The sequence below is a fragment of the Paenibacillus nitricinens genome (assembly GCF_052056485.1).
GTDB classification, from domain to species: domain Bacteria; phylum Bacillota; class Bacilli; order Paenibacillales; family Paenibacillaceae; genus Paenibacillus_AQ; species Paenibacillus_AQ nitricinens.
Genome location: NZ_CP183948.1, coordinates 4,937,489 through 4,963,617 on the forward strand (window position 1 = coordinate 4,937,489; position 26,129 = coordinate 4,963,617).

The 26,129-nt window shown below is 44.8% G+C and carries 18 protein-coding genes; 2 read left to right on the forward strand and 16 right to left on the reverse strand.

Going from position 1 to position 26,129, the window contains the following annotated elements:
* Positions 1-156 precede the first annotated feature (156 nt).
* The 13 genes from ACN6KS_RS22045 to ACN6KS_RS22105 form a co-directional block, all read right to left on the reverse strand.
* A complete protein-coding gene (locus ACN6KS_RS22045; protein ID WP_440960480.1) occupies positions 157-1,272 on the reverse strand; it encodes a glycoside hydrolase family 88 protein in 1,116 nt (371 codons plus the stop codon).
* Complete coding sequence (locus tag ACN6KS_RS22050) at positions 1,262-3,127, reverse strand: DUF2264 domain-containing protein (protein ID WP_256990507.1); 1,866 nt, start codon at positions 3,125-3,127, stop codon at positions 1,262-1,264. The genes ACN6KS_RS22045 and ACN6KS_RS22050 overlap by 11 nt, the downstream gene beginning before the upstream one ends.
* A gap of 25 nt (positions 3,128-3,152) precedes the next feature.
* Complete coding sequence (locus tag ACN6KS_RS22055) at positions 3,153-4,751, reverse strand: response regulator transcription factor (protein WP_094869469.1); 1,599 nt, start codon at positions 4,749-4,751, stop codon at positions 3,153-3,155.
* The gene (locus ACN6KS_RS22060; RefSeq protein WP_440960481.1) at positions 4,726-6,525 is read right to left on the reverse strand and encodes a cache domain-containing sensor histidine kinase; all 1,800 of its coding nucleotides are present in this window, start codon (positions 6,523-6,525) and stop codon (positions 4,726-4,728) included. Before ACN6KS_RS22060 ends, ACN6KS_RS22055 begins: the two co-directional genes overlap by 26 nt.
* A gap of 105 nt (positions 6,526-6,630) precedes the next feature.
* Positions 6,631-7,995: an ABC transporter substrate-binding protein gene (locus tag ACN6KS_RS22065; protein WP_440960482.1), complete on the reverse strand. Its 1,365-nt coding sequence runs from the start codon at positions 7,993-7,995 to the stop codon at positions 6,631-6,633.
* A 139-nt stretch (positions 7,996-8,134) separates the two neighbouring features.
* Positions 8,135-8,917 (reverse strand): carbohydrate ABC transporter permease, encoded by a 783-nt coding sequence (locus tag ACN6KS_RS22070; RefSeq protein ID WP_094869525.1) that lies wholly within the window; start codon positions 8,915-8,917, stop codon positions 8,135-8,137.
* A gap of 63 nt (positions 8,918-8,980) precedes the next feature.
* The gene (locus tag ACN6KS_RS22075) at positions 8,981-9,880 is read right to left on the reverse strand and encodes a carbohydrate ABC transporter permease (RefSeq protein WP_094869471.1); all 900 of its coding nucleotides are present in this window, start codon (positions 9,878-9,880) and stop codon (positions 8,981-8,983) included.
* Positions 9,881-10,172: 292 nt separating this feature from the next.
* On the reverse strand, positions 10,173-11,555 hold the full coding sequence (locus tag ACN6KS_RS22080; RefSeq protein ID WP_094869472.1) for an MATE family efflux transporter: 1,383 nt from the start codon (positions 11,553-11,555) through the stop codon (positions 10,173-10,175).
* Between the two features lie 18 nt (positions 11,556-11,573).
* Entirely contained in the window at positions 11,574-12,005 is a 432-nt protein-coding gene (locus ACN6KS_RS22085; protein ID WP_094869473.1) for a MarR family winged helix-turn-helix transcriptional regulator, read from the reverse strand.
* A 319-nt stretch (positions 12,006-12,324) separates the two neighbouring features.
* The gene (locus ACN6KS_RS22090) at positions 12,325-15,255 is read right to left on the reverse strand and encodes an insulinase family protein (protein WP_440960483.1); all 2,931 of its coding nucleotides are present in this window, start codon (positions 15,253-15,255) and stop codon (positions 12,325-12,327) included.
* Between the two features lie 152 nt (positions 15,256-15,407).
* The gene (locus ACN6KS_RS22095) at positions 15,408-15,881 is read right to left on the reverse strand and encodes a hypothetical protein (protein ID WP_440960484.1); all 474 of its coding nucleotides are present in this window, start codon (positions 15,879-15,881) and stop codon (positions 15,408-15,410) included.
* Positions 15,878-17,140 (reverse strand): DNA polymerase IV, encoded by a 1,263-nt coding sequence (locus tag ACN6KS_RS22100; RefSeq protein ID WP_440960485.1) that lies wholly within the window; start codon positions 17,138-17,140, stop codon positions 15,878-15,880. Before ACN6KS_RS22100 ends, ACN6KS_RS22095 begins: the two co-directional genes overlap by 4 nt.
* Positions 17,133-17,330, reverse strand: a complete 198-nt coding sequence (locus ACN6KS_RS22105; RefSeq protein ID WP_341135437.1) for a hypothetical protein — start codon at positions 17,328-17,330, stop codon at positions 17,133-17,135. The genes ACN6KS_RS22100 and ACN6KS_RS22105 overlap by 8 nt, the downstream gene beginning before the upstream one ends.
* Positions 17,331-17,573: 243 nt before the next feature.
* Here ACN6KS_RS22105 and ACN6KS_RS22110 point away from each other — a divergent pair, with 243 nt between their 5' ends.
* Positions 17,574-18,452 (forward strand): helix-turn-helix transcriptional regulator, encoded by an 879-nt coding sequence (locus ACN6KS_RS22110; RefSeq protein ID WP_094869478.1) that lies wholly within the window; start codon positions 17,574-17,576, stop codon positions 18,450-18,452.
* 43 nt (positions 18,453-18,495) lie between these two features.
* On the opposite strand, the gene ACN6KS_RS22115 is transcribed toward ACN6KS_RS22110, so the two are convergent.
* Both ACN6KS_RS22115 and ACN6KS_RS22120 read right to left on the reverse strand, forming a co-directional pair.
* Complete coding sequence (locus ACN6KS_RS22115) at positions 18,496-20,679, reverse strand: alpha-galactosidase (RefSeq protein WP_094869479.1); 2,184 nt, start codon at positions 20,677-20,679, stop codon at positions 18,496-18,498.
* Between the two features lie 237 nt (positions 20,680-20,916).
* Complete coding sequence (locus ACN6KS_RS22120; protein ID WP_440960486.1) at positions 20,917-23,382, reverse strand: beta-mannosidase; 2,466 nt, start codon at positions 23,380-23,382, stop codon at positions 20,917-20,919.
* Positions 23,383-23,514: 132 nt separating this feature from the next.
* Between ACN6KS_RS22120 and ACN6KS_RS22125 the strand changes: the two genes are divergently transcribed.
* Positions 23,515-24,378 (forward strand): helix-turn-helix domain-containing protein, encoded by an 864-nt coding sequence (locus ACN6KS_RS22125; protein ID WP_094869481.1) that lies wholly within the window; start codon positions 23,515-23,517, stop codon positions 24,376-24,378.
* A gap of 26 nt (positions 24,379-24,404) precedes the next feature.
* On the opposite strand, the gene ACN6KS_RS22130 is transcribed toward ACN6KS_RS22125, so the two are convergent.
* Positions 24,405-26,018 (reverse strand): extracellular solute-binding protein, encoded by a 1,614-nt coding sequence (locus ACN6KS_RS22130; protein ID WP_179283669.1) that lies wholly within the window; start codon positions 26,016-26,018, stop codon positions 24,405-24,407.
* Positions 26,019-26,129: the final 111 nt, after the last annotated feature.

Consider the following 26,129-nt stretch of genomic DNA (forward strand, 5'->3'; position numbering starts at 1 on the left):
GAATGTTGTATGGAGAATAATATACGCACATCACAAAAAGGGAGAGTCCCACAAGCCATGAAACGGCTGTGGAACTCTCCCTTTATTTTCAGATTAGGATGTATGTTGACGCTCGTTGTGGTCACTACGTGAATGAACCGTTGTTCCATTCATCTACTACCAAGACCCGCGGATTCCGGTCTGCATACGGATCAGTGCTTCCAAATAATAATAGTCTCCCCAAATCATGTGACCATCCGGCACACGTCCACCTCTGACATGATAAGAACCATGCTTTAGAAGCCCCTCCGCCTCCGGATTTCCAGAGGTCGCATAATGTTCCACCAAGGATTTCATGCTGCGGAGTAAGGCATCTTCATAAATAGCGCGGTCCGGGTCATCTGCATCTAGAAGATCCAACAGCTCTATTAGACCGGAAGCCGCAATGGCCGAAGCCGAGCTGTCGCGAGGCGTACCCGCTTCCACTGGCACATCAAAATCCCAATACGCCACATTATCCTCTGGAAGATGGCTGATAAAGTAATGGGCCAGACTTTTAGAGGTATTAAGAAAGTCTTCCTCTCGTGTATAACGATAAGCTAGAGCAAATCCATATATTCCCCAGGCTTGCCCCCGTGTCCAAGTCGACCCATCCTCATAGCCTTGATGTGTTCCTCCACGAATTGCATTTCCAGTGACCGGATCAAAATAAAACGTATGGTAAGAGGAAGCATCGCCGCGCACAAGAAATTTCTGACTCTTTAGCGCATGCTGGAGAGCTATATCATAATAGCGATTGTCCCCCGTTTCCTCTGTCGCCCAGAACAGCAGCGGCAAATTCATCAAGCAATCAATAATAATGCGTCCCGCATTTTCCGGGTCATTCTCCAAGCCCCATGCCTGAAGAATCCCGGCTGGTTCACGCCAGCGCTTGCATAGCGTATCCGCAGCTTGTAGACCGACAGCCCGTGCCGCTTCGCTGCCTGTTATTTTCCACTCCGCTACAGCAGTAAGTGAATATAAGAAACCTATATCATGATGATCCAGCGCAATATGATGATCCAAACGATGCTTGAAGTCACCTAACCAAGAGGCTGCCGCCTCCTTATAGCTTGGATCTTTGCTATATTCATAAGCAAGCCACATCATCCCTACATAAAATCCTTCTATCCAATCATCATTGTCTCCCCATTCGTACTGTTGTCCCTCTGCTATATGAGGCAGTTTGCCCGGATGGTTAGCAATATTTCTCTTAATTTTGTGAATCGCATCCTCAATCGCCTTATTCCACATCTTTGTTTCTCCTTTCCGATAAGTCAGCAGTATAGAGCAGTTCACCGTTACAGGAATCGTATACAGAAATCCTTCCATCCGAATGCTGCTTAATAATTGGTGGCAAAGCTAGTGCTGACTGGTTCTCTGGCGTATTCGTTGCTCCGAAGACAGCAGACATCAATACCTGATCTCCGGGCTCCAATCGAGTACACAAGCTAGGAAGAAGTGTCCGCGGCTTCAGCAGGTTGGTATTGGGTTCAGGATACACGCACTCTGCCCGGTCAAAGCCGTTTAGCATATGTATAGCACTTATTCCCCAAGGCATTTGCACGGAAACGGCCGTGTTAGTTACATTAATGATTTCCCGTTCACTACGTGAGAAGCCAGCAGACTGGCCAATAGCAAATCCACCTTCTGCTAGATCTAGATGCCGGGCACTATGAATGCTGTGAATACGGACATGCCATAAACCTGCCGGAATAATCCATGTCTCCACTTGTACATCACTCCAGGGATGCCAGCGGGAATATACATAACGCTCTCCAATTTCCCACATTTCACAAAATCTGCGTACCCGGTAATGTTCATCGCATTCGCACAGTGCCAGCGTAGAGTCGTAAGCGCCTTGAACCAACCCGTAACCCGCCTTCGGTACACTAAAGCCGAACAGCGTGGAGTAAGCAAACTTGGAATATTTAGCTGCGCTATGGGCCATATCAAAGTTCGCCATCTGACCAGAGGTATAGGCAATAACATGCTTATTTCCTTCCGGACGACTCACCAGCATACGCGCCTCTTGGAGAGCCCGTAGCTCTTTCAATTCAGGTAGCGGCTCTTCCTCTGCCTGCCAGAAAGGATGATCGTCCGGCAAGGCTAGAATGAGATTAGCTTTAAAGGCCCAATACGGTGATCCGGGGGCATTGTAGTTCTCCGTCATTACCAGATTCGGGTAAGCATATCCGATACTTAGTAATCCGTCTATTCCCACAATAGGCTTCTCAAACCACCAACGAAAATGGCGCATTATAATTCCTTTGAGAACGCCATATGAGAAAGGAAGCACCTCGGCATACACCAGCGCACTCCAGAAAGAGACCTGTGCAAAACGATAGGTCAGACTACGTCCGAAAGGAATCGCACTTCCGTCCTCAGCAAACCAATACATAAAATCCTTGGCAAATTGCGCGGATCTTTCCCGGTAAACTGCAGCCCTCTGAGGATCATCCTCCGCCATCAATTTAGCATATATCAGCGTATAATAATGCATAGCAAAAGCAATATAATAGTCTCTCTGATCGGTCAGCCCATCGGAATACCATCCATCACTCAAGTAGTAGGTGTCAATCTTCTCCAGATAATCATCCATGATCTCTTGATCGTAGGGCAATCCGACTTTCTTAAAGCCCACATTGACAAGAACCGTGAACATCAGCCAGTTATTCGGATTCGAGCGATCCACATGATTGATCTGGTTCAACCAGTTATATACCTGCATTTTCTGAACATCACTCAATGGTTCCCACAGCTTATGCGGCGCAAGAGCAAGCCCCAGTCCCAGGACGGCTTGTTCCACCATACGCTGGTCTTTGGTCGAGAATTCACCCCAATATTCTTCATGCTCCGGGTCAGTCCCGTTAATGATCCCCTCTAGAAACATCGGCCAGAGCGCACTTTCTCCTCCACCGCTGGCATGGGGAACAAGCCCCCATAAAGGACGGGCAAAGGCTTCCATAAGCGCAGTCGCTTCATTATATATAGATCCTGTAGCTCCCATCTCGATTCCTGCATGACCAGCAGTAAATCGTTGCTCTAGCGGAGCATACAGATCATTTAAGAACAACTGTAATTCATTTTTAGTACCCTTCAGTTCCACAGTAATGGTCCCTCCCAATCCAAACTCAATGCCAAGCCGCATATTCACTAGGCCGCATGCCCATTTCTCGCTTAAACAGCTTGATGAAATAACTTTTGTTCGCATATCCCAGATATTCAGAAATCTCTTCCACAGTCTTTCCAGACTGATTAAGCAGCTCTTTTGCCTTCTGAAGCTTCAGCATATTTACATATTCAATGAAATTCTGGTTCGTTTCCCTTTTGAAGAGGCGACTGAAATAGCTGGCATTCAAGTTCAAGCGTCCTGCCATGTCCTCTAGCGTTATTTTCTCCGTTACATGACTAATCACGAACTGCTGGGCTTTGATGACCTCACTCCGTTTGGACTTGATGGAGAACATACTTATTTTCCGGGCTAATTCCTCCAAGTACTGAACCAGCCAATCTTCCAAATGCTCCAGGGTTTCAATGTCACCCACCACATTAAACAGCTTCTCTTCAGCCATAGGCAATGGAGATTGCAACAGCTGTTTCGTCTTCATTTGCAAGTCCATCAGCAAGCGGAGCACACATTCCTTAACTTCATTGGGATGGAACTTTTGCGAGGCCACCCATTCTCTCCATTCCTTGATATGAACACGAAGCTCTATTTCCCTGTTCAAGGCAATATCATCATTGATAACAGCGTAAATGCTTCCATATTGGGCATAAATATCTTCCTTTGAAAAGCAAATCTCTTCAAAACGGTGAATTCCTGCTGTTGGCAGATAAAAGCGTTGGGTCTTCTCCCTTAGCATCCGCTGTAATGTCCCACGAATTTCTTCAGGACTGCGCGCCTCAGCGCCAAATAGGCAGGAGACAGACAGCTTAAGATATTTTTGCACGGCTGCAGCTGCATTTTGCATTGAATGATAGATCACTTGGTGGTCTTTAGAAGGCTTGTCACTGCAAAAAAGAATGACAATTTCCTTATGACTATATCTCGAAATAAACAGACTGTGATCAGCCTCAAGCACTTCCTGCATGATATTCTCAACTGCAAAAGAAATCGTATATTCACTCATTCGGCGTACCCTCGAAACTTCCTCAGGGCGGTTAATCACAATAAGCACCGGAATATAGTTCTTAGCATGGATCATAATTCCGTTTGACCGGGCTTGCTCGATCCAAGCCTCCTTGTCCCAGGACTGGTACAAGGTATCTTTTAGAAACTTTTCCTTCAGCGCGGCGCGGTTTTGAGACTGTTTTTGCTTATATACCAGCATCTCCGTATGCCGCTGCCTGTTCAGGCCCACTTCCGTTACAAGGGTTCTAAGGGCATGCTGCAGCTGATCGATATCCAGAGATTCCTTTAAAATATATTCCCCCACGTTAAGCTTAAGTGCCTGCTGAGCGTACTTGAATTCGTTGTGGCAGGAGAGAATGATCGCACGGATTCCAGGGTTCACCGCTCTGAATTTCTCAAGCATCTCTAGTCCGTTCATCTTGGGCATTCCAATATCGGTAATAATCAGATCCGGTGGATTCTGCTGTGCTTTTTCCCAAGCCTCGAGACCGCTATAATAACACCCGATGAGTTCAATCCCGAGCTCACTCCAAGGCACAGCCTGCGACAAATAACGGATCACCGGATAGTCATCATCCACCAAAATTGCCGTCAGCATACACCACACCCACCTTTCCATCATCCAGAGGAAACTCCAAACAAATCTCCGTCCCCACATCAGGTTCGCTTTGAATATTCAGCTTGAAAGCAGCGCCGTAAATCATACTGAGGCGTTGGGCCACATTGCGTAAGCCTATGCCGGAGAACCCTCTTCTGTCCTCATCTGCAATTTGCTCGCTGCTGTATGCGGTTTCACGAAGTCTTGTTAAATTCTCCGCCGACATGCCGATGCCATTATCCTTAATCGTGATAACCAGCATTCCCGAAGTTGCCACAATATGAGCTTCAATAAAGATCTCACCACCAAATTGCTCGAAACCATGGATGATCGCATTCTCGATCATAGGCTGAATCATAAACCGAGGCACCAGTGCTTCAGCAGTTCCATCTGCTAAATCCATTTCCAGCCTGACCTGATTGGCATGGCGAAAATTCATCAAAGTCACATAATGAGATATCGTATCTGTCTCCTCACGAAGCGGGATAAACTCATTGTCTCTGTTAAAGGTCATACGGAGCAAAGACGACAACGAACCAATCAACTCGGCGTTCTCCTTGTCTCCTTGCATCAGAATATTTAACCGGATCGAATTCAACAGATTAAACATAAAGTGCGGATTGATCTGTGCCTGCAGCATTTCCAGTTCAGCTTTTCTTTTTCCTGTTTGCTCATAGGTGATCTGTTCAATCATGGACTCGATTCGATCTAGCATTTGGTCAATGGTACGGGCCAGCTGTGCCGCCTCATTATTCCCACGGATTAGTGAACGTTCATCCAATTGACCACGGCCTATTCGCTTTACAAAAGCACTTAATTTCACGATGGGCTGAGTCAGCTTAGAGATTAGAACAGTTAAGAGAACGGAAAACAAGGTAAAGAATAGAATTTGCACGGCTAAGCTGATAAATAAAATCTGCTTATTCTTCGATAAGGCATCCTTCAATGGAATAATGCTTACCATCCGCCATTTGTTACTGCTCAGTTCCTGGTCTACATATAAGAATTTCTCCCCGTTAATTTCGACAGTATCAAGCTCGCCATCCTTTTTCCGCCACGTCATCGTTTCACCTATTCGGGCCTTGTCAGCATGCGAGACTACAGTTCCCTTGTCATCCAAAAGCATCATCTCTTTGCCATTGTCATTGTTCAGGTAAGGGCGGAGTTTGCGCTCATTGATGTTGATAATCATATATCCGATCGTGCTGCTGGAGGTTGATTGAATGGGTCTTGCAATGGTTACCCAATCCACTGAACTCTTATCCGAGTAATTATAGTAAGTATCGTGTTCCGCTTTCCAATAGGTCGAGATAGGTTGAATTTTTTTCAGAAGCGACATCCACTGCTCGTTATAAAAGGTTGAAGGATTAAAGTCACTATAAGGATAGCTGGTATAAATAAATCCATTCTTTCCGATTAGCGTTACTTTCAAATATTCTGTCAGAACGAACATATCATCCAGCATCCGTGACATACGGTTATACTGGATGATATGCTTCGCTGAACGGAGTGTCTCTGGATCAGCAGACATCATCTGCCTAATTTCGCTGTTCTGAAGCACAAAATTGGACTGCTCCAGCGTTTGTTCAAAAATGGCATTCATATTGGCACTGGACGCATTGAGAGACTCTCTTGCGCTGCCAACGGCCTTCTCCAGAATCAGATCCCGGGTTAAGTAATCTGTAACCATGTAAATGCAGACTAGCGGGATCAGTACGCAGATCATTGAAGACCAGACAAGTTTCATTCGAAGTGATTGATGCTTTCTAAACACGGATGACAGGCCCCATATCTGTTTTAAATTTGGAGCAGGAGGCAGAAATGCTTTCCTGCCCCCACATTATAAGCCCCCTTGGGGAAGCGTACAATCAGTCTCCGCCTACTTTCCGCTGTTGTTCTGAACGACCTCCGAAATTTTCTTATCGATATTGGTAACAGTGACATCCAGATCCTGTTGGCCAAGGAGATACATCTCCGCTTCTGGAATAACGTTGTTCTTAGCTTCATCCGCATATTTAGCCGGAACTTGCGTCGCACCAGGATTCGAGTTCTCCATTGTAAATTTCAATGAATCAACATCTATCTTAGATGGATCCTTAGAACCACTTACAATCGTATCGACCAATTTGTTCGTGTCCGATTTCGCCCAGCCAGAGAAGACACGTCCGCCGATTTCCAGCCCTTCTGAGGTATACCAGCGTACAAAGGTGTAAGCAGCTTCCTTATGCTTGGATTTAGCAGCTATCCCCATATAGGTTGGCTGAACAGGTGAGTAATGTTTGCTCTCACTATCCAGTCGAGGGATCGGCGCAAACGCGGTAACGAAGGTTGCTGGAATGGCATCCGTTCCACCCGATTCCGCAACCATCCAGTCACCCATCGGAAGCATCGCTGCTAAACCGTTAAAATACTGATTCCGGTAGGCAAGCTTCTGCGAAATAATATCCTCGTAAGGAGTAGCACTCTTATCTTCGTACATCATTTTCTTCATCATCTGCAGATTAGCCTTAAATTGCGGGTCCAGGGCATTGGAGGTTCCGTCAGATTTCAGGAAAGTATTATCCTCTGGTTTACTCATTAGCTGGAGCTGGAAATAATCCGGCCAATTATGCAGATATGCGCCAAAACGCTTCGTTGCACCCTCACCCTTAGTCAATTTCTTGGCATACTCTTCGAACTCCGCCCAAGTCCAGTCGGTCGGAACCGGCAGACCCGCCTCATCTAGCATTTCTTTGTTAAGAAGCACGAACCAGCGCTGCATAGATGACGGTAACGCATAGACTTTGCCATTGACCGTAGTATCCACTAGATATTCATCGGAGAGCTTATACCCTTCTTTCTGAATATATTCGTCCATCGGCGCTAACACACCGATATCTGCACGCTGCGAATAGTTGGTATACGGCAATTCGACAATATCCAGCGGGTCACTTGCAGCGGCCATCAAATCCAGCTTCTGCATGGAGGCAACAGAGTCGCCTTTTTCATTTAGCAGATCCACTTCTACATGAATGTCGGGATGCGCCTTCTCAAACTCCGCAATAATCGTGCTCCACTTCGCTTTAGCTTCTGTCTGCCAGGTGCTCAGCTTCAGCGTAACCTTCTCTGCTGCAGGCTCCTTATTTCCACCAGTGTCAGGCGCATTTGTCGCTCCTGCATTATTTGTTTTCGCATTTCCACCGCATGCGGTGAGTGACAACGCCATTGATGAGATCATAAGCACGGATAATAATTTCTTTTTCATATAGACCCTCCTATAAATGTGTTGGGCATACCTCGTCTTACAGCTAGTGCTATGTAACTGCTTACAAGAACATCCTAACATGCAGGATAGATGAGGAAAGTTCTCATATTCTACCGAAGAGAAACTATTTTGACTTTTATTATCCTTTCACACCGCCGAGGGCAATCCCCTCAATAACCTGCTTCTGACCAAGAGCAAAAATAATCAGCAGCGGCAGTATTGCGGACACCGCACCAGCCATCATAAGGGAATAGACATCCCCGTATTGGTCCCCAAACAACCGGATACCTAACTGAATAGTAAACAGTTCTTTAGACTTCAAAAAAATGAGTGGATACTGATAGTCGTTCCAGGTCCAGATAAAACGTAGAATAGCATAAGTAGCAACAGCAGGACGGATCAGCGGAAAGGCAATTTGTAGAAACGAACGAAAATGACCTGCTCCATCTATCCGCGCAGATTCAAGATACTCGTTATTTACCCCCATAAAAAATTGCTTGAGCATAAACGCACCAATAATACTAAAACTGTTAATTAAGATCAACCCTAGATGTGTATCAATCAGATTCAACCAGTTAAACAGCAGAAACTGCGGAACCAGCGAAGCCTGTGGAGGAACCATGTAAAGGGCCAATACAACTATAAACATTGCATCTCTACCCGGAAAACGCAGCTTGGAGAACCCGTAAGCCGCCAATGCGCATATCAGCACATTAATTATAGTCGTAGCCAATGTAATATAAATGGAATTTCCGTAATAACGAGCGAAATCACCGGACCAAACCTGTTTGTAATTTTCAATAAGATTCCACTGCTGAGGCAACCATTCTATTGGAAAATTAAACACATCTTTCTCCAGTTTAAAGGAAGTGGATAACATCCATAGAAAGGGTAAAAGAAATGCGATACCTAGCAGTCCCATTGCGATTGTCCAGATGGTTCTGGATAGAAGCTCTTTTCTCACTGTAATTTCTCCTTTCCGCCTTTAATAATTGACCCATTTTTTTTGCGCTAACATCTGCAGGGCTGTAATGATCAGGCAGATGAGGAACAGGACAAGTGCCATGCTAGAAGCATAACCCGTCTTCAATTGATTGAAGGCAGTGTCATAAAGCTCATAGACAATAACGGTCGTGGAGTTAGCCGGTCCGCCCTGTGTCAGTACTTGTATGAGATCAAAGATTTTAAAGGAGCCGATGACCCCTGTAACCAGCAGGAAAAAGGTAGTTGGCGAAATGCAGGGAACCGTGATATTGCGGAATTTCCGCCAGACATTGGCACCGTCAATATCAGCCGCTTCATAAAGATCCTTCGGAATACTCTGTAAACCCGCGATAAAAATAATAATGTTGTACCCGAGCTGAATCCAAATCTGGATCATCATCAGCGACGGCAGCGCATAATGGATATCAGCCAGCCATTTGGGTGGAGAATCCCATCCCAGCGACATCAGAAATTGATTGACAGGCCCTAGGGAAGGATGAAACATAACCTGCCAAACCATAGCGATGGCAACTACACTGGAAATGTAGGGAAGGAAGTAAATCACTTTAAATAAATCCTTCAGGAAAACCTGTTTATCAATCAGGATAGCTAACAGCAGAGCAACGATGATCGTAACCGGTACTGTAATAATAAAGAGCAAATTGTTCAGCAAGCTTTTCATAAAGGCATCATCATGAAACAGCCTTATGAAATTATCGAAGCCCGCGAACTTAATCCCCCCTAGACCAGCTACAAAGTTCCAGTTCGTGAAGCTTAATAATAGTGAACCCAGGACCGGGATCAAGGTCAAGATGATCAGCCCCAACATCAGTGGAGTGACGAATAAATACCCAGCGATCGCTTCGCGCGTATCCATTTTAAGATGAAATTTACGTATCATAGTTCTCCTCCTTTACTTATCCCTAATTGTAGAAAAAGTAAGCATTGATCATAAGAACTATAATTGTTCATTTTGGAACTAATTTTACCGATCCTTCGGTCATGAAACCTTCTAGATAACCAAGTATAAACACCTTTAGCGTCCTTATAAGGACGCCAAAGGTGTTTATACGAGAAATATAAGACATAAAGTATATTGTAAAACTTATACTTTCTTATATTTGCAAAAAAGCGCGAGCCACGCTCCCGCCATCCACTATATTTCTATGCTTTTACGTAAAGCAAAGCTTTTGTTACACCGACGCAACCTCTACAATATCTTTTCCATCCCCACCCGTGCTTTTAAGCTTTTTACTAAAAATGATAAACAAGATGACACCCATCAAGCTCGTTATAACTTCTGTTATGGTCATTGACCAGATCACGCCATGAAGTCCAAAGACAGAATGTAACACGATAATCATAGGGATAAACAATACGCCTTGTGTGATGGCCATAATGTTAGTTGGTATCCCCTGTCCGGTCGCTTGAAAAACACTCATAAACAAACCTGTAAAACCATTAAATAAAGCAGAGATTAACATGGCTACCAAAATATAAGTTCCCATACTTAACACGGAAGGGTCATTAGAGAAGAAATGCAAGATCGTTCCTCTAAACAAAAACACTAGACCTACAAAGACAAATGCAATGCCTCCGATATAGGCAAAAGCATGTTTAATCGTTGATTTAAGTCTCGCCATATTTTGACTAGCAAAGTTAAATGCAAATAGTGGAATCAAACCTAAGAATAAGCCCATGGATAAAAATTCCGGAACTTGCACAATTCTTAAGGCCACACCAAATCCAGCAACCACATTCTCTCCATATTGAATCGCGAAGTTATTTAACAAAAGCGTGCTCACAATCACAAAACTAAATTGCAATAACTCCGATACTCCTATTTTGTATACTTCTAATTGATCTCGTACAGATATCTTGAAATGCTTCAAAAATCCCCTTAAATGCTCACTTTTCGTTTCTAAAAAATACACATAATAAATCGCGGAACCCACATTCGCTAAAACCATCGCCAACGCAGCACCTGCCACATGCCACTTCAGCACAAGAATAAAGAGTGGATCAAAAATTAAACTTAAAGCCGTACTGATGAAGATCCCGTACATCGATTCTTTGGAGGCACCTTCGGAACGGACTAGCTGTTCCAAGGCAAAATTAAGCACAATGGCGAATCCACCGGCGAAAAGAGTCAAAGCATAAGCCTTAGTAAAGGCTAGAGTAGCAGCATCTGCGCCTAGTAATCGCGTAATTGGATCCATCGCTAACATCGCTAGTAGAGCAATAAGAATACCAACCATAATGCTTCCATAAAAAGTGTATCCGGCAACCTTCTTCCCCTTCTCCGTATCCTTTTGCCCCGCTAGCCTTGTAATAAATGTTCCTCCACCAACGCCAAGCATATTCCCAAAGGCCATTAAGACTGTGAAAATGGGTAGACCCAGCGTAATGGCAGTAAGCATACTAGTATTGTGGAGTAACCCAATGAAATAAGCATTGATTACATTATAGATGGTACCTACAGACATCCCGATCATCATAGGAATGGATAAATGAGCTATTGCCTTCTTGATCGGCGCCGATTCTAAATAATATTGATTGGAGACTTCGGTTTCCATGATTAATCCTCCGAACGTTTATAGACTTGAATTAACTTTTTGTAGTAAAGACTTTAAGGTAGCTGTTTCTTCCGGACGGAGTGTTTTTGTAATGCTTGCTTCTACCTCAGAGAAAATCTCATTGAACTCCTCGACCAAAAGCGCACCCTTTTCCAAAACAAAAATACTCTTCTGCCGTTCATCATTCTCAGGTGTGACACGCTTGATATAGCCTTTCTTTTCTAACCCTTGAAGCATACTGGTGATACTCGCTCCTTTTCGATTAAAGACTTCCGCCAAATCCTTTTGGATCACACCTTTTTCTTGATGCTCAAAAATATAGCCAATCATGCGTCCTTGCTGAGAATTCAGCCCTAGCTCATTCAGCCTGGCATCAGCTGTACTTTTTAGTTTCATCCCGATCTCTCGAATCAAATTAGAAAATGGTGTGTTTTCAACGGGTTTTCTCATTGTTATTTCCTCCGCATTCGCATTAGTTAGAACTCTAAGTAACATCATTATCATAATAGTTAGAACCCTAACTGTCAAGGTTCTAACTAAATGAGTTCACTTTAATTTTTTTCCAACAAGGTGAGTACGTGACTATGGTGAATGTTTGGACTTCCGGCCGCTGTTGTCCCCAGATTTCCGGATTGTATAACGCTCCTACAGTTCCAAAATTCCCCTACGCCACTATTCCTTGTAAAAATGTTTTTTAGTCCAACATAAAAAAACTCCTCTCCAGCCCTTGTCGAGTAGACAGGTTCTGAAGAGGAGTCATTAGAGAGCGTTACTTCACAAGCTCCTCTAAACTTCCGAATAATGCTTTTGACGATTTCAGCTTTGAAGCATTGCCGACCACCGTGAAATAATTTTGTTCCGTCACAGCCTTAAGTAAATCGGTGTACTGTCTGATATCTTCCGGTGTTGTCGACAAGATTTCATCCCGTTCTTGCTGCATCTCGGCCTCCATCACCTGTTCAAAATAATGTCTGTCCGCCCGCCGTCCCTGTGCACTGGGACTCAGCGGCTGATCCAGCATGGACAAGGTGCCGATAATTGCTTTGGTCATCTCGTCGGAATCTGCTTCATATCCCTCAACAAAGCGGTACGCCTGATCATAAACCTCCAGCGTCTCCTGCAAATTCGGATCACGGTAGGAAGTGAACATCATCATCCCATCTCTGCGCAGAACCAGGTTCCCGCCATACGCACCACCCTTCACACGCACGGCATTCCACAGATAGGTAAGACTCATGATTTTCTTGAGCACCTGCATTTTCCCTGAATATGTGAATCCTAGTTTAGTAAAGTCGTATCCCTTAACCACATATTGCACCTGGCTGGAAGACATGAATCCTTCATTGTCCGCATGTCCCTGCGCCGTAATCTTAGGCCTATTTACTACTGGCCGATCCTGGATACCCAGCTTCGCTGCATTAGCGACGAATTCTTCATACAAGTCAGGTGTTCCCGTCACGCTGATAATCAGATTGTTTTTATTGAACAAATCCCCACAAATGTCCTTCAGTATGTCTGCTACTTGAGCTCCCTGCTGATCGAATGTCTCGGCAAGCTCCCGTATAAAGCGGTAATAAGTAACGCCGCCCTGTTGTTCCTGATACGCACCCATATCCGAGAAATAGGACATCAGACGGCTAGCCGCAATCTCATTCCCTCTTTGATTCAGAATGGATTCCATCTGCGAGGCTTCCCGGCGGACAATTTCCTGTAGCTTGGTCAGATTATCGAGCGCACTTGTATAGAGTATCTCTCGCAGTAGGTCCAGTGATTCACCGATATGCCCCGCCATCACTTTCACCAGCGCAGAGAATTTAGGCTGATAACCCGCCCCCGCAGCTTTTGCAGCGCCAAACAGCTCATTTCTGAAAGTTATGCCTCCGGTTTTGATCCCGATTTCACTGGTGAGCTCTTTAATGGCGTAAGAGGCAGTCTCCATTTGGCCCAATACCTCTGCCAGTAGCACCATATAAGGAATTCGTTCAGGAGCTACAACATCCGTATTCCAATAAAGTTTGCAGTAAGCAATCTTATGGGTAGCTACCTCATGGTGGATCACCTTAATGCCCTCATGGATTTGTTCATGGGTCGGCACCTGTGGTTCTACGCTGCGGTTAATATCCTGTAAAGACAAGCTCGGTAGCTTCTGCAAGTCTTCAGCTGCATCCGAATGACTCTGCCGCGCCAGAAGATGCTGTGTACTCAGAACAAGCTGCTCCAGCTGATCGGGTTTCAGTGACGCTTTGTATTCATTCAATTGATGCTGAGTAGCTGCTTCCTTTTCCGCTGCGATCGTCTTGGACGGGTTCAGTACCACCACACTGCAATGATCACTGTTCAGTAAATAGTCCTCAATCAGCTTCTCAAAATAACGGTCCGCAAGCTTTTCCCGAATGGCCGTGAGCACCTCTTCATAGCGCATGTGAGTAGTCGGCTGACCGTCATAGAGCCAGGACTTCATCACTTCGATATTGTAAGTAAGACCCTTCGGATACTGGTTAAAGTCCGCTTCCCGCAGTTCAAATTCCTTACTGTTGACCGCTGCCAGCACCAGCTTCTCATCTAGTCCGTCCTCCGCCAAACGCTTTAATGTAGTCTTCACCAGCTCCACGAAGGCATCTTTGGAGGAAGCATTGGAATGCGTCAGCGTAATACCAAGCAGCGGTTGAACCATACTGTCGGAATAAAAAGCAAACGCGTCTTTGCCCAGTCCGCTTTCGAGCAAGGCTTGCTTGAGCGGAGCTGCGTTGCTGTCCATCAGCATGCTTTTTAAAATATCAAAGGAGAGGTTCAGCTCCCGATCTGTAGACTCTCCAATCACATAATTTAGACTCAAATAAGTTTTGTCTGTGGCTGCTTCTGCTTCCAGAATCGGATAATCCGCTACCAGCTCCGTCATTCCAATGGGCTGTTGTCGGGGAATGGAAGTATCGAAGCTGTTATGTTCATAATGACTGAGATATTCCTGGTCTATAAATTGCAGCTTTTCTTCAATATTAACATCTCCGTAGAGATAAAAATAACTGTTGGACGGATGATAATAATTGCTGTGCGCTCTAAGAAACTGCTCATACGTTAGCGCAGGAATCTCCTGTGGATCTCCACCTGAGGAATGGCGGTAAATCGTGTCCGGATATAATGACTTTTTGATTCGGTCCATCAAAACCGTAGTCGGCGAGGAATATGAACCCTTCATCTCGTTATAAACCACGCCTTTATAGATTAACTCATCTTCGGGATGCTGAAGCTCGTAATGCCAGCCCTCTTGCTCAAAAATTTCTTGTTGCTTATAAATATTCGGTTGAAAAACACTATCCAGATAAACCTCCACCAAATTGGAGAAGTCCTGATCGTTCCGGCTCGCTACTGGATACATCGTCTTATCCCCAAACGTAAATGCGTTCAGGAACGTCTGCATTGAACCTTTCAGTAGTTCTACAAAAGGTTCCTTGACCGGATATTTCTCTGAACCACATAATACGGAATGCTCCAAAATATGAAAGACCCCCGTACTATCTTCAGGCGGGGTCCTGAAGCTTACGCTAAATACCTTGTTGTCATCCTGATTCTGCACGAACAGCAGCCTGGCGCCGCTCTTCAGATGCTCCAGCGTGAATACGTTGGATTCGTTCTCCCGGATAAATTCCTCATTAACGACCTGAAATCCATAATAAGTGTTCCCTGTGATCAAACGGCTCATAGATTTCCCTCCTCTGTTTAGGGATATGATAACTCTACATGAGCTTATCATATCCCTGGGCGATTATTCCATCAGAAGAAGATTTCCGGGATTAATTTCTGGTTCACATAAAACAAGACCACGCCAGTAATAATCCCTGACAAAGCCTTGTTTTATTTCAAGTGATCTTTTAATATTGCTCCTAGTTCAGCAGTGTATTTCGTCAACCTTAAGCTTATCTCTGTACGCATAACATCTCGGGTTAATCCAAAGCGTTCCTGATATCCCCGGCAAAAGATTTTGTAATACACCAAGAATTCCTCCTGTTCATCTGCCAGCACCCTGATATTCCGCTGTTTCAGCTCTTTTTGCAGCCGATAAGTATCCTGCATGATCCGGCGTTGAATGGCTTGCCCAGCCATCAAATAGGCGCGTTTAAGAATGTTGCTGGAGGGCTCGATTTCTTTCAAGCTCTTGCTAACCATGGTATCTATATAGGGAAGCAAAATGAGATCTCGAACCATCGTACGCTCCTCCATAGTTATCTTTTTATCTGGGTTCACACGCTGCTGTTCCTCGTACTGCTCAACATGTTCGGTCATGATCATTTTCGTTTTCCAGCGCTCATTACCCTCAAGTTTACTCATTTATAGTGACCTCCAATCTGTTCAGCTCTTTCTAGGGCAACACCGGATTCCAGCATAGATGAAGCTCTGATTAGAGCTTTACTGCCATAACGGGCTTTTATTTGATCGATTGCACGTTCTTTGTTGTAAGCCCGAACCCTGTCATCAAAGAGTGTAAGTTGGATGACGCTATCATCTGATAGGTTAGACAAGGAAATCGCTAATCGACCTACGGGAAGGCCAGACCAGTTGTCTGCAAATAATTTTTGCGCAGCAGCAGCTACTTCGTGTGTTAGTGATGTCGGTTCGGGCAATGTCATCTGACGCTCGTAAGCGTTTGAATGCTCTCCGTCCGTCTCTAAAACTGAAATAGAAACTACCGATCCCATATAACCATACCGCCGGGCTCGCTGGCATACTTCAATGACGAGTTCAAGCAGCACAACCTCAATATCTGTATGCCGGGTGTATAAATTCCAGCGAAGAGCCTTGCCGTGTCCCACAGATTTGATCTGATGGCGCATTCCTGTGACCACTGGACTAGGATCCAGCCCGCGCGCAGTTTGCCAATAATATTCCGCTTGAATATCACTTTGCTTACCCATGGTGGTTCGCATTCGTTGCTTAAACTCTGACAGTTCCATTCGCGCAATGTCTCCAATTGTGGATATACCCATACGCCAAAAATTCTTGGTCATTCTAGCCGCTACCATAAACATATCCTGCACCGGAAGTTTCCAAAGGGTCGTCTCTAATTGGTCAAAAGAAAGTTCATATATCCCATCCTTCATCTTCTTGGCGTAGTTATCTGTCGCCATCTTTGCCATAACCTTAGTAGATCCAATACCTACCCGTGTCCAGACTCCCGTCGAAAGTAATACATGGTGCTGAATTTTATGAATCATGTCCTGCAGCGATCCTCCGAAATACGCAAGAGATCCTGTGACATCCAGAAACTGCTCATCGATACTGTAGGGTTCTACCAGATCGGTATATGTTCGGTAAATCTCTGATATCAAGAGTGATACTTTAATGTAAGTCCCCATGCGGGGCCTTATTACGATTAGCTCCGGGCATTTTGCTAAAGCTTCACCTACACGCGAGGCCGTTGTTACCCCCTTCGCTTTTGCAAGCGGGCAGGCTGCCAGCACAATCCCGTTCATTCTTGTTGGATCCCCTACTGCAACAGGTTTATCTCGATATTCAGGGTGGGCAGCTTTCTCCACAGAGGCGTAAAACGCCTGGCAATCAGACAGTAGAATGACGCGATTCTTAGGCATGATGTTGTTCCTGCGCGGGTTGCCATGAAAGAATATTTGCTGCCAAGAACATGCGGGGCGTCCCTGTAGTCAGACAGCTTGCTCGTATGCGGCCGTCACGGATACTGTGTATTTCAATTTTTCGCTGGCTGATATTTCTCGCTTTATCCAGATATATAATTTCAATTATTTGGCCGATGCTGATTTGCATGCGATCGCCTCCATAAAAATAAGAACACTTGTTTGTATTATATGCGTAATCGGGAATTTTAAGCAACAAAAAAGGTGAGGTAATTTCCCCCACCACACCAGCTCTTATTTTTTAGAGCTGAGGCTTGCGTATTCAACAGAGATTGAACAGAGAACGAAAAAAGCTTACACTTTGATAGAGTAAACAACAGTAGTAAATTATTGATCTGTTCTCAAAAGCTTTTTTTAGAAAGGAAAGTTGCTAATGTACCGTTCCTCCTACACCTTTCGCTCGGAAGAAGAAGCTTCCATGCTTCTGTTTGATTCTATCGGCTGGGAACTACTCGATTCACCTGCCTATTCATTCAACGGCCAGAACCGGACGGAGAGAAGTTGTGTTATTTTTCAGTACACATTATCGGGAGAAGGTAGAATTGAAATAGATGGGGTTGTTCATCGGTTAACGAAGGGCAAAGCTTTTTTAGTGACTGTCCCCAGCATACACAGGTACTATTATCCGGAAGAAGGCACCGAGCCTTGGGAAGTTTTATGGCTCAATCTACGGGGGCCTTTAGCGATTTCACTTTGGAACCAGCTCGCTGCTCATTGCGGTCCCATTGTAGAACTCCCTCAGGAATCGGTTTCAATAGATTTATTGTGGAATACATTCAAGGACATTCAGGTTCATGAAGAAAGAGATTTGCATCTTTTAACGGGAAAAGTCTTTCAGTGGATCTTGTCCATGGAGAAATACCTCAGGAAACCAAATTTGTTAACTACCTATATAAAAAATGACAAGCTTCACGCCGCAATTCAATTCATGAAGGATAATTTGCATAATAATAATCTAAGCTTAGACGATGTTGCCGCTCATATTGGCGTTTCCAAGCATCATCTTTGCAGACTGTTTCAAAAAAACATCAATCTTTCACCCTTTGAGTATTTAAAAAGACGGCGGATTGAGTTAGCAGCTTCTAAACTTAAAACAACAGATTTGAGTATCAACCAGATTGCGACGGAAACCGGATTTGATAATGCCAGCTATTTCGGAAAGGTTTTCCGGTCCTATTTTGGGGTCAACCCTTCGACTTACCGCGAACAGGATCTAGCGTTCCTCACCAAACATGTATTTTTCGAAAATTAATTCATATAAAAAGGAGCAAACCCGTGGCTTGCTCCTCTTTTTATTAAACCTCTTTGAGTACAAATAGCAAACTTTTGAAATCGCCCTCAAGCTGTGGAAGAGTGAGTCCGAAGTGCATCAGCTCATCCCCTCTATACACTTCACCATTAAGCTCAAGTTTGTAATTCTTAGCGGGGTCGAGTCCTTTCAACCGCAATCTGCGGAGAGGAGCATTAGGCTCAGCCAGAACTCTGAAATATGTGGCAAAAGCTTCTTTTTTATCCTCCGAAACAAACATCCACGCCGTCTGATTGCCTTCAAATGGGCTAAGCAGTCGATAGAAATCTCCGAATTGAATCAGCATTCTCAGTTCTTTGTACTCAGAAACCTGCTTACGGATATCTTCGCGTTCAGCTTCAGTGAGCTTGGTCATATCTAGTTCGTAGCCGAAGTTACCAGACATCGCAACATGACCTCGTGTTTCCAATGGGGTGATACGGTGCACCTGATGGTTAGGAACAGCCGATACGTGAGCACACATAGAGCTTGCAGGGTACACCATGCTTGTTCCATATTGGATCTTCAATCTTTCAATCGCATCCGAGTCATCACTGGTCCAGGTCTGTGGCATATAGTACAGCATTCCTGGATCATATCGTCCGCCACCGCCAGAGCAGCTTTCGAACAGAATATGAGGGAAACGGGTGACGATACGTTCCAGCACATCATAAAGTCCAAGAATATAACGGTGAGCTGTTTCGCGTTGACGTTCTGCAGGAAGAAGAGCAGATCCAATCTCCGTCATATTCCGGTTCATATCCCATTTCACATAAGTAATCGGAGCCGATGACAGCACAGAGCTAACCGAATCCACAATATAATCACATACATCCTTACGGGATAAATCCAGTACAAGCTGCTGGCGGGCTAACGTTCTTGTGTGACCTGGTACATGAAGACACCAGTCCGGATGCTCACGATAAAGATCGCTTTCTGGCGATACCATTTCCGGTTCGAACCATAATCCGAATTCCATGCCCATTGCCGTAATGTCTTCCCCGAGTTTTCCGAGACCTTCCGGAAGCTTGTTGCGATCCTCTACCCAATCTCCGAGGGAGCTATCATCATTGTCTCGCTTCCCAAACCACCCGTCATCTAAGACAAACAGTTCAAGGCCAAGGTCTTTGCCTGCTTGAGCAATTTCTTTGATTTTATCTGCGTTGAAATTAAAATAGGTCGCTTCCCAGTTGTTGATGAGAATAGGGCGCTTCCGATCACGGAATTCACCTCTGCATAACCGGGTCCGATACAGACGGTGGTATGTTCTTGATAATCCACCAAGTCCTTGACTGGATCTTACCAGCACTGCCTCAGGAGTCTGGAAAGATTCTCCCGGTTCAAGCAACCATTGAAAATTAAACGGTTGAATGCCGATGCCCACTCTGGAAATCCCGTATGGATCCACTTCCGCTTGCGCAAGAAAGCTTCCACTGTACACAAGGCTGAACCCGTATACTTCACCATGATCCTCTGTTGCATCTTTTGCAAGCAAGGCCATAAACGGATTCTGCGTGGAACTACTGGCACCGCGTTTACTGTCAATTCGGTGGATACCAGGTACAAGTGGTCTTTTATAGATATGGCGTTCTCTCGTCCAAGTCCCAGATAATTGCAACATGTCATATTCCGAATCATGGAAATCAACATTTGCGCTTAATACACGTTTCAGTACTACATTATCCTTACCCTGATTCTCAATTCGCACGGAACGTGTGATTACATCCTGATCATTAAATACAGTGTAGCTTAATACAGCAATCAATCCCGTTTTGTCATCCTGAAGATACAGTTCCAGTGTCTCTGCTTCTGCTTCGCTTTCAACATAGGTGGATGGCAAACCCTTTAATGCAGGTTTTCCTTTATTAATCTTATGGCTCTTATACAGGAAATTTGTAACGCTCGTACCATCTACTAAATGAACCTCAAGCGCGGGTTCACGGAAATCGCCGTTTCCATAAGACGGAAATTCACTTGGAAGGGTGTCGAGGGAGATTTTTTTATCCTCCATCGTGTAGGTCGGGCTAAAGGAGCAACGTTCCACCAAATTCAGCGCTTGCACTATTCCCTCTAATTTAGGACCCCAATAAACATGCGCTGGAAGCTCACCTCTGACGAGTTCAATAATGTAGCTGGATTGCTCAGACTGTAAATGAAATACCTTGCGGCTGTCATCATAATAAATACTCATAATATCCTCCTACTCTTCTTTTCAGATCTTGCTGTTTGAAGTCTATTTTAAAGATAATTGGAAGGGGATACAATCTGAATATCTATACCTTCATTAGTAAAATATTGATCTATAAAAAATTCAATTTCATGTTATTAAGCTTTGCAAAACAATAAATGATTATTAGCGGCTATAGTAAAAAAAATACATAAAAAAAGAGGCCCAAGTTAAGGGCCTACTTCCTGTGAATCCTCCTATTTAAATATCAAATACGGAGTGTACAGTAAGCTGTGCACGAAGTTCCTCCACCGTAGCTGGCTTGTCGAGATCTTTTTTAGCGATGGTAATACTCCTAGTTGTACCACCCGACATATCAAAATAGTTGTCGCTGAAGATGGCATCTCTTTCCTTGAAGTCTAAGCCGACGAAACGAGCATAGGTCTTGGCCTTCACAGTAATTATGAATTGTTCTTCTTCCTCGGTAAGCACCGCATCAAGCTCAGGGTCAACGAAGCTAAAATGCTTCGGCTTAACAAACAGGACCGTTCCGCCGCTCTTCCTCTCCCCGTCTACCTCAAAAGCGTATTCCAGATAAGTCTCACGTTTCTTCCCTTTCGTATCCAATATGTGACCGAAATCAAGCTGTTCGAACTCAGCAGTACTTAATGCGGCAATCTCCACTGGCTTTGTGCCTTCCAGTAAGACCTCAGATGCCCGAGTGAGCAGTCTCCAACTCAGTTCACCAATAACTTGTTCTCTGCTTTCGTTAGAGACATGAAGGGAGACCTTCGTTCCTTCCTCATGGGCAGAAACAAGGATCGGCGCGAAGAAGTGTTTAGCCGCATAATGCATAGCCTTCCACCGGCCATAATAGTCGATACTGGACCAAGAAGCTACCGGCCAGCAGTCGTTCAACTGCCAATACAATGCCCCCATACAGCGACCTCTATGTCTGCGCCAGTGCTCAACGCCGCAGCGCATCCCTTCTGCTTGTATCAGCTGCGAGGCATATAGCACAGACTCAAAATCTTTCGGATATTTGTAGGTCTCCCCGATATAATAGAGAATTTTCTCATTCCCGGTATTGTTCTTCTGATGGGACTCCATGACATAAGAGAAGATATTACGATCCTCCGGCAGTGTGAACGATTCGATGGTCTTCAGGCCTGGGAAGGACTGTAGCCCAAATTCAGACATATAGCGCGGATATAGCTTCCGGTAATCGGTAAAGGGTTCTTTTCCATGCCAGACTCCCCAGTAATGCATATCTCCATAATTCTCGTCATTTGGCTTGTCAAAGCTGCCTTTGGAGGATGGTGAAGCCCGCCAGTAGAAGGTGTTCGGATCAATTTCTTTTGCGATTGCCGGTAGAAGCACCTCATAATGCTTAATATAATCTGCCTTTAGCTGCAGAGAATAATGCTTCTCCCAGTCCCATTCATCCCAGGCCAGTTCCTGCTCGTTGTTGCCACACCATAAGCCTAGCGATGCATGATGGCGAAGACGTTTCATGTTATCGATGGTCTCGTGCGTGATATTCTCCTCGAAAGCCTCGGTCAAGGCATAGATGCCGCACGCATAGAGATGATCCTGCCAGACGATAAGACCATATTCATCGCAGAGATCATAGAAATAATCATCCGGGTAATATCCGCCACCCCATACACGAATCGTATTGAAATTGGCAGCCACACAGCTTTGAAGCAAGCGATCTGTACGCTCCCTAGTCACACGCGGCAGAAGATTGTCCTCCAGAATATAGTCAGCACCTGTAGAGAAAATAAGCACACCGTTAACTTCAAATGCAAATGATTCTCCCCACTGGTCTTCTTCCTGCTTCACCGTAATGGTTCTGAGTCCAATCCGCAGTTCTCTGCGATCTAACTCCTGCGCCTTTTCCTCAAGTACAACCTCTACATTGTACAGCGGCTGAGCACCGAGATTATTCGGCCACCACAGCTCTGGCTCGATAATTTCCAGTGTAATATGGTGATCTGTTCCAATAATCTCAATTACACGTTGCTCCAGAATTTGACCCGCTGGTGAATGAACTTTAACCACAATCTCCCGATCAGCCTCCAGCCAGCTCGCTGTCCTAACTCGAACATCCAGCGTGACCTTATCCTTCTCATGAAATTGTGTAATATAAACATCATCAAGGCGGGCGCTGTTATAACCCTGAATAGAGAGACTCCGCCAGATTCCTAGATCGGGCAGCTTCGGACCCCAATCCCAGCCGAACATGGAGTGCGCTTTGCGCAGATGCGATATCCCCTCTACCGCATCCGCACATCCACTAAGCGGAAGCTCTGCTTGCTTCCGTAGAGTAAATTCTACAGGGGAGCGAAAAATGGCATGAATGATATTCTTACCGGGTATCAATACAGACTTAATATCCACTTCATAGGTCCGGTGCATGTTGTCACTGTTCAGAATATTCGTTCCATTCAGGTAAAGCCCACAAAGCGTATCGAGCCCTTCACACAGCAGAAATATGCGGTCATGCTCTAGAACTTCAGCCTCTAGTTGAAAGCTACGTTGATATTCGTAATCATAATTGGACAGTTCCAGAACCTCATGCTCCTGCTCGCGGTAGAACGGATCTGGCATTGCTCCGGCGTTCAACATATCATGGTAGACAGAGCCTGGTACACTGGCTTCCAGCCAATTTGGTTCATCAAGCCGTTTCATTTTCCATTTTCCATTTAGATCGATAAGTTGCATATTTTCGCCTCCACAGATGTGCTATTTTGACTTCTTGTATTAAAATCTTAACAGTAATATGTATACATTTCTTCTATTGTGTTCGCAAAAATAGTGTGCTATTTTAACATCATCAAACGCTGGAGGAAGAGCATGATCAAATACACCGAGGCAAGCCATATCAATCCCGAATTGCTAGCTGATCCCTTCTGGGTAGAATCTCTGAGCCAGGTATCCCCAGAACATACGCATGATTTTTATGAGTTTTTTATACTCACTGAAGGCCGATGCCGGCATATTGTCAACGGGGCTACCCAGCTTCTTCAATCTGGCTGCCTCGTCTTCATCCGGCCCGATGATACTCATCACTATGAAGCTGACGGGGATAACGATTGCCGCTTTCTCAATATTCCCTGCCGAAAAAGCCTCATTAATGATGCCTTTAGTTATCTGAATGAAGAAGAATTCCTGCACGGGCTATTAAATACTCCGCTTCCTAGAATCGCCATGCTATCTCAACTGGAGATGGATGATTTCATTCGTTCTTTTGAACGCATCCGAATGCTCTCTACCTTAGACAAAGTAAAGTCCAGGATTTATCTGAAAGGAATACTCGTAGATACACTTACCCAGCATTTTTTCTCTCCAGAAACCATCGAGCAGCCAGAATTCCCATTGTGGCTCGAACATGCCGTTTCCAAGATGCATCTAAAAGAAAACCTGAACAAAGGTCTTCATACCCTGTACGAGTTGTCGGGCAGAAGTGCCGGTCATGTCAACCGGGCCTTCCGCCAGTATTTGAACCAGACACCAACAGAATATATCAATCAACTTAGGCTCAACGTGGCACGTAATCTATTACTTACTACTGAACTGCGTGTGGTCGAAATCGCCCTGGAATCCGGTTTTGAGAATGTCAGCCATTTCTATCATCAATTCAAAAAATACTATCATCAGGCCCCGCTAGATTTCCGCAAAAATACGCATGCCATAACAAAAGGCTCCCCCTCTGCCTGAATGCAGAGAGGAAGCCCTTACATTAATTATTTTGAATTCCACAATTCCATACGTTCTGCGTACTTCTGGTTAATAATTTCTTCTACTTTCTCATCCCCAGCCTTTTTCATATCCGCAAGCATCTTGTCAAATACGGAATTAGCTTCGGCTTCCGATGGAGCAATGATCACTCTCGTAATGCTTTGATCCATAATATCTTTTACCTTCTGTGCAGTCAGGGCTTCAGGTGTTCCCCCGTCAGGGGTCAGGTTGTCATATTCCGCTGTATCCCATACGGAGTCCCCAAGGCTCTTGATCGCCAACTGATCTACTTCACTGCGTTGATATTTAACCGCCATATCGTAAGGCTGTTCATTGGCATCCAGACCATTTTTAATAAACCATAACCATTTGCGGACACCGCTTTTCTTCACTGTGTCATCCCAATTTTCCTTGAAGCTATCCAAGATTGCAGGGTCTGGTTGTCTCTTGCCATCCACCATGGTGTATTGAACACCTTCTTGACCCCACAGCAGTAAATGCTGCCCTTCATCACTCGCCAAGAAATTGAACAGCTTCATTGTTTCTTCAGGGTGCTTGTTATTCTTAGTGATAGCGATGGCATCCCATCCCAGTGAGCTTCTTGGTCCAGATGTCGTTTGGGTAGGGTCTGTGCCTGGTGCCACAACCTTATAAGGGAAGAATTGATTATCTTCGCCGCCATCCTTCTTCAAAGTACCATTCGCGTTACCTGGGTCCCAATATGCGCCTGGAGTAGAGAATACTGCGCCGGTAGCCAGCTTTTGAATCCAGGTTTGTGTTTTACTGATGGCAAATTCCTTTTCGATCAGACCTTCTCTGTATAATTTGTTCACATAGAGCAGCATTTCACGATACTTAGGATCCTTAACATCATATTGCAATTTCCCATTATTATCGTAGTAGGTTTTCAGCCCCCACATGCCCTTGAACGTTCCAAGGTTGGCGCCCATATTCTCACCGTTCATGGTCATTGGAACAGATTCTTTTCCATCAATCGTCTTGTTTTTTGCTTTAAAATCCTTCAAAATTGCTTCTAATTCATCTGTTGTAAGCGGTGCTCTGCCATCTGCTTTGTCTGGAGCCAGACCTGCAAGCAGATTTTTTCTCATCAGCATCCCAAAGACTGGGTCACTATCTAATCCATACCAGTTAGCCAAGTAATAGTTCTTTCCGTCTTTATAACGCGTCTTGGTCAGTGTGTCGCCATACATTTCCTTGATATCAGGACCATTCTTCTCAATTAACTCATCGAGTGGAATGAAGGCACCGCTTGTGATGTATTTATCAAGTGAAGCATCCCCGCGGCTCATCACGACCACATCTGGATAGTCGCCGCTGGCAAGCATCAAGCTTAGCTTCTCTGTCGGATTTCCTGTTGGCTGCTGAATGGAGATCTCAATGCCAGTCTTTTTAGTGATTTCTTGGGCGACAGCATCAGTAAAAGGCTCTCCCTTAGTATTTGAATCAAACCATGTAAGTGTAATCGGCTCTTGTTTTGTATTGTCTCCAGCCGCTTTGTTTGTATTGTCTGTTCCATCATTAGAGCCACAGCCCGCTAATAGACCTACAGATAATGCAGCAGTCATACTTACGCTCAACAATTTGTTTTTCTTTATCATAGACACCCTAATTCCTCCCATTAATTAAGTTACGTCACAAGTCTATCAAGCAACCAAGCAAGTCTGTCCGCTCACCCCCCTTCAGGGCCGCCAGCTGGACAATTCCTCTCC

What these genes read in the sequence shown, in the direction of transcription:
- ACN6KS_RS22045 (WP_440960480.1), bottom strand. Translation starts at nt 1,272, where the DNA reads ATGTGGAATAAGGCGATTGAGGATGCGATTCACAAAATTAAGAGAAAT.
- ACN6KS_RS22055 (WP_094869469.1), bottom strand. Translation starts at nt 4,751, where the DNA reads ATGCTGACGGCAATTTTGGTGGATGATGACTATCCGGTGATCCGTTAT.
- ACN6KS_RS22065 (WP_440960482.1), bottom strand. Translation starts at nt 7,995, where the DNA reads ATGAAAAAGAAATTATTATCCGTGCTTATGATCTCATCAATGGCGTTG.
- ACN6KS_RS22070 (WP_094869525.1), bottom strand. Translation starts at nt 8,917, where the DNA reads ATGGGACTGCTAGGTATCGCATTTCTTTTACCCTTTCTATGGATGTTA.
- ACN6KS_RS22075 (WP_094869471.1), bottom strand. Translation starts at nt 9,880, where the DNA reads ATGATACGTAAATTTCATCTTAAAATGGATACGCGCGAAGCGATCGCT.
- ACN6KS_RS22080 (WP_094869472.1), bottom strand. Translation starts at nt 11,555, where the DNA reads ATGGAAACCGAAGTCTCCAATCAATATTATTTAGAATCGGCGCCGATC.
- ACN6KS_RS22085 (WP_094869473.1), bottom strand. Translation starts at nt 12,005, where the DNA reads ATGAGAAAACCCGTTGAAAACACACCATTTTCTAATTTGATTCGAGAG.
- ACN6KS_RS22090 (WP_440960483.1), bottom strand. Translation starts at nt 15,255, where the DNA reads ATGAGCCGTTTGATCACAGGGAACACTTATTATGGATTTCAGGTCGTT.
- ACN6KS_RS22095 (WP_440960484.1), bottom strand. Translation starts at nt 15,881, where the DNA reads ATGAGTAAACTTGAGGGTAATGAGCGCTGGAAAACGAAAATGATCATG.
- ACN6KS_RS22100 (WP_440960485.1), bottom strand. Translation starts at nt 17,140, where the DNA reads ATGCCTAAGAATCGCGTCATTCTACTGTCTGATTGCCAGGCGTTTTAC.
- ACN6KS_RS22105 (WP_341135437.1), bottom strand. Translation starts at nt 17,330, where the DNA reads ATGCAAATCAGCATCGGCCAAATAATTGAAATTATATATCTGGATAAA.
- ACN6KS_RS22110 (WP_094869478.1), top strand. Translation starts at nt 17,574, where the DNA reads ATGTACCGTTCCTCCTACACCTTTCGCTCGGAAGAAGAAGCTTCCATG.
- ACN6KS_RS22115 (WP_094869479.1), bottom strand. Translation starts at nt 20,679, where the DNA reads ATGAGTATTTATTATGATGACAGCCGCAAGGTATTTCATTTACAGTCT.
- ACN6KS_RS22120 (WP_440960486.1), bottom strand. Translation starts at nt 23,382, where the DNA reads ATGCAACTTATCGATCTAAATGGAAAATGGAAAATGAAACGGCTTGAT.
- ACN6KS_RS22125 (WP_094869481.1), top strand. Translation starts at nt 23,515, where the DNA reads ATGATCAAATACACCGAGGCAAGCCATATCAATCCCGAATTGCTAGCT.
- ACN6KS_RS22130 (WP_179283669.1), bottom strand. Translation starts at nt 26,018, where the DNA reads ATGATAAAGAAAAACAAATTGTTGAGCGTAAGTATGACTGCTGCATTA.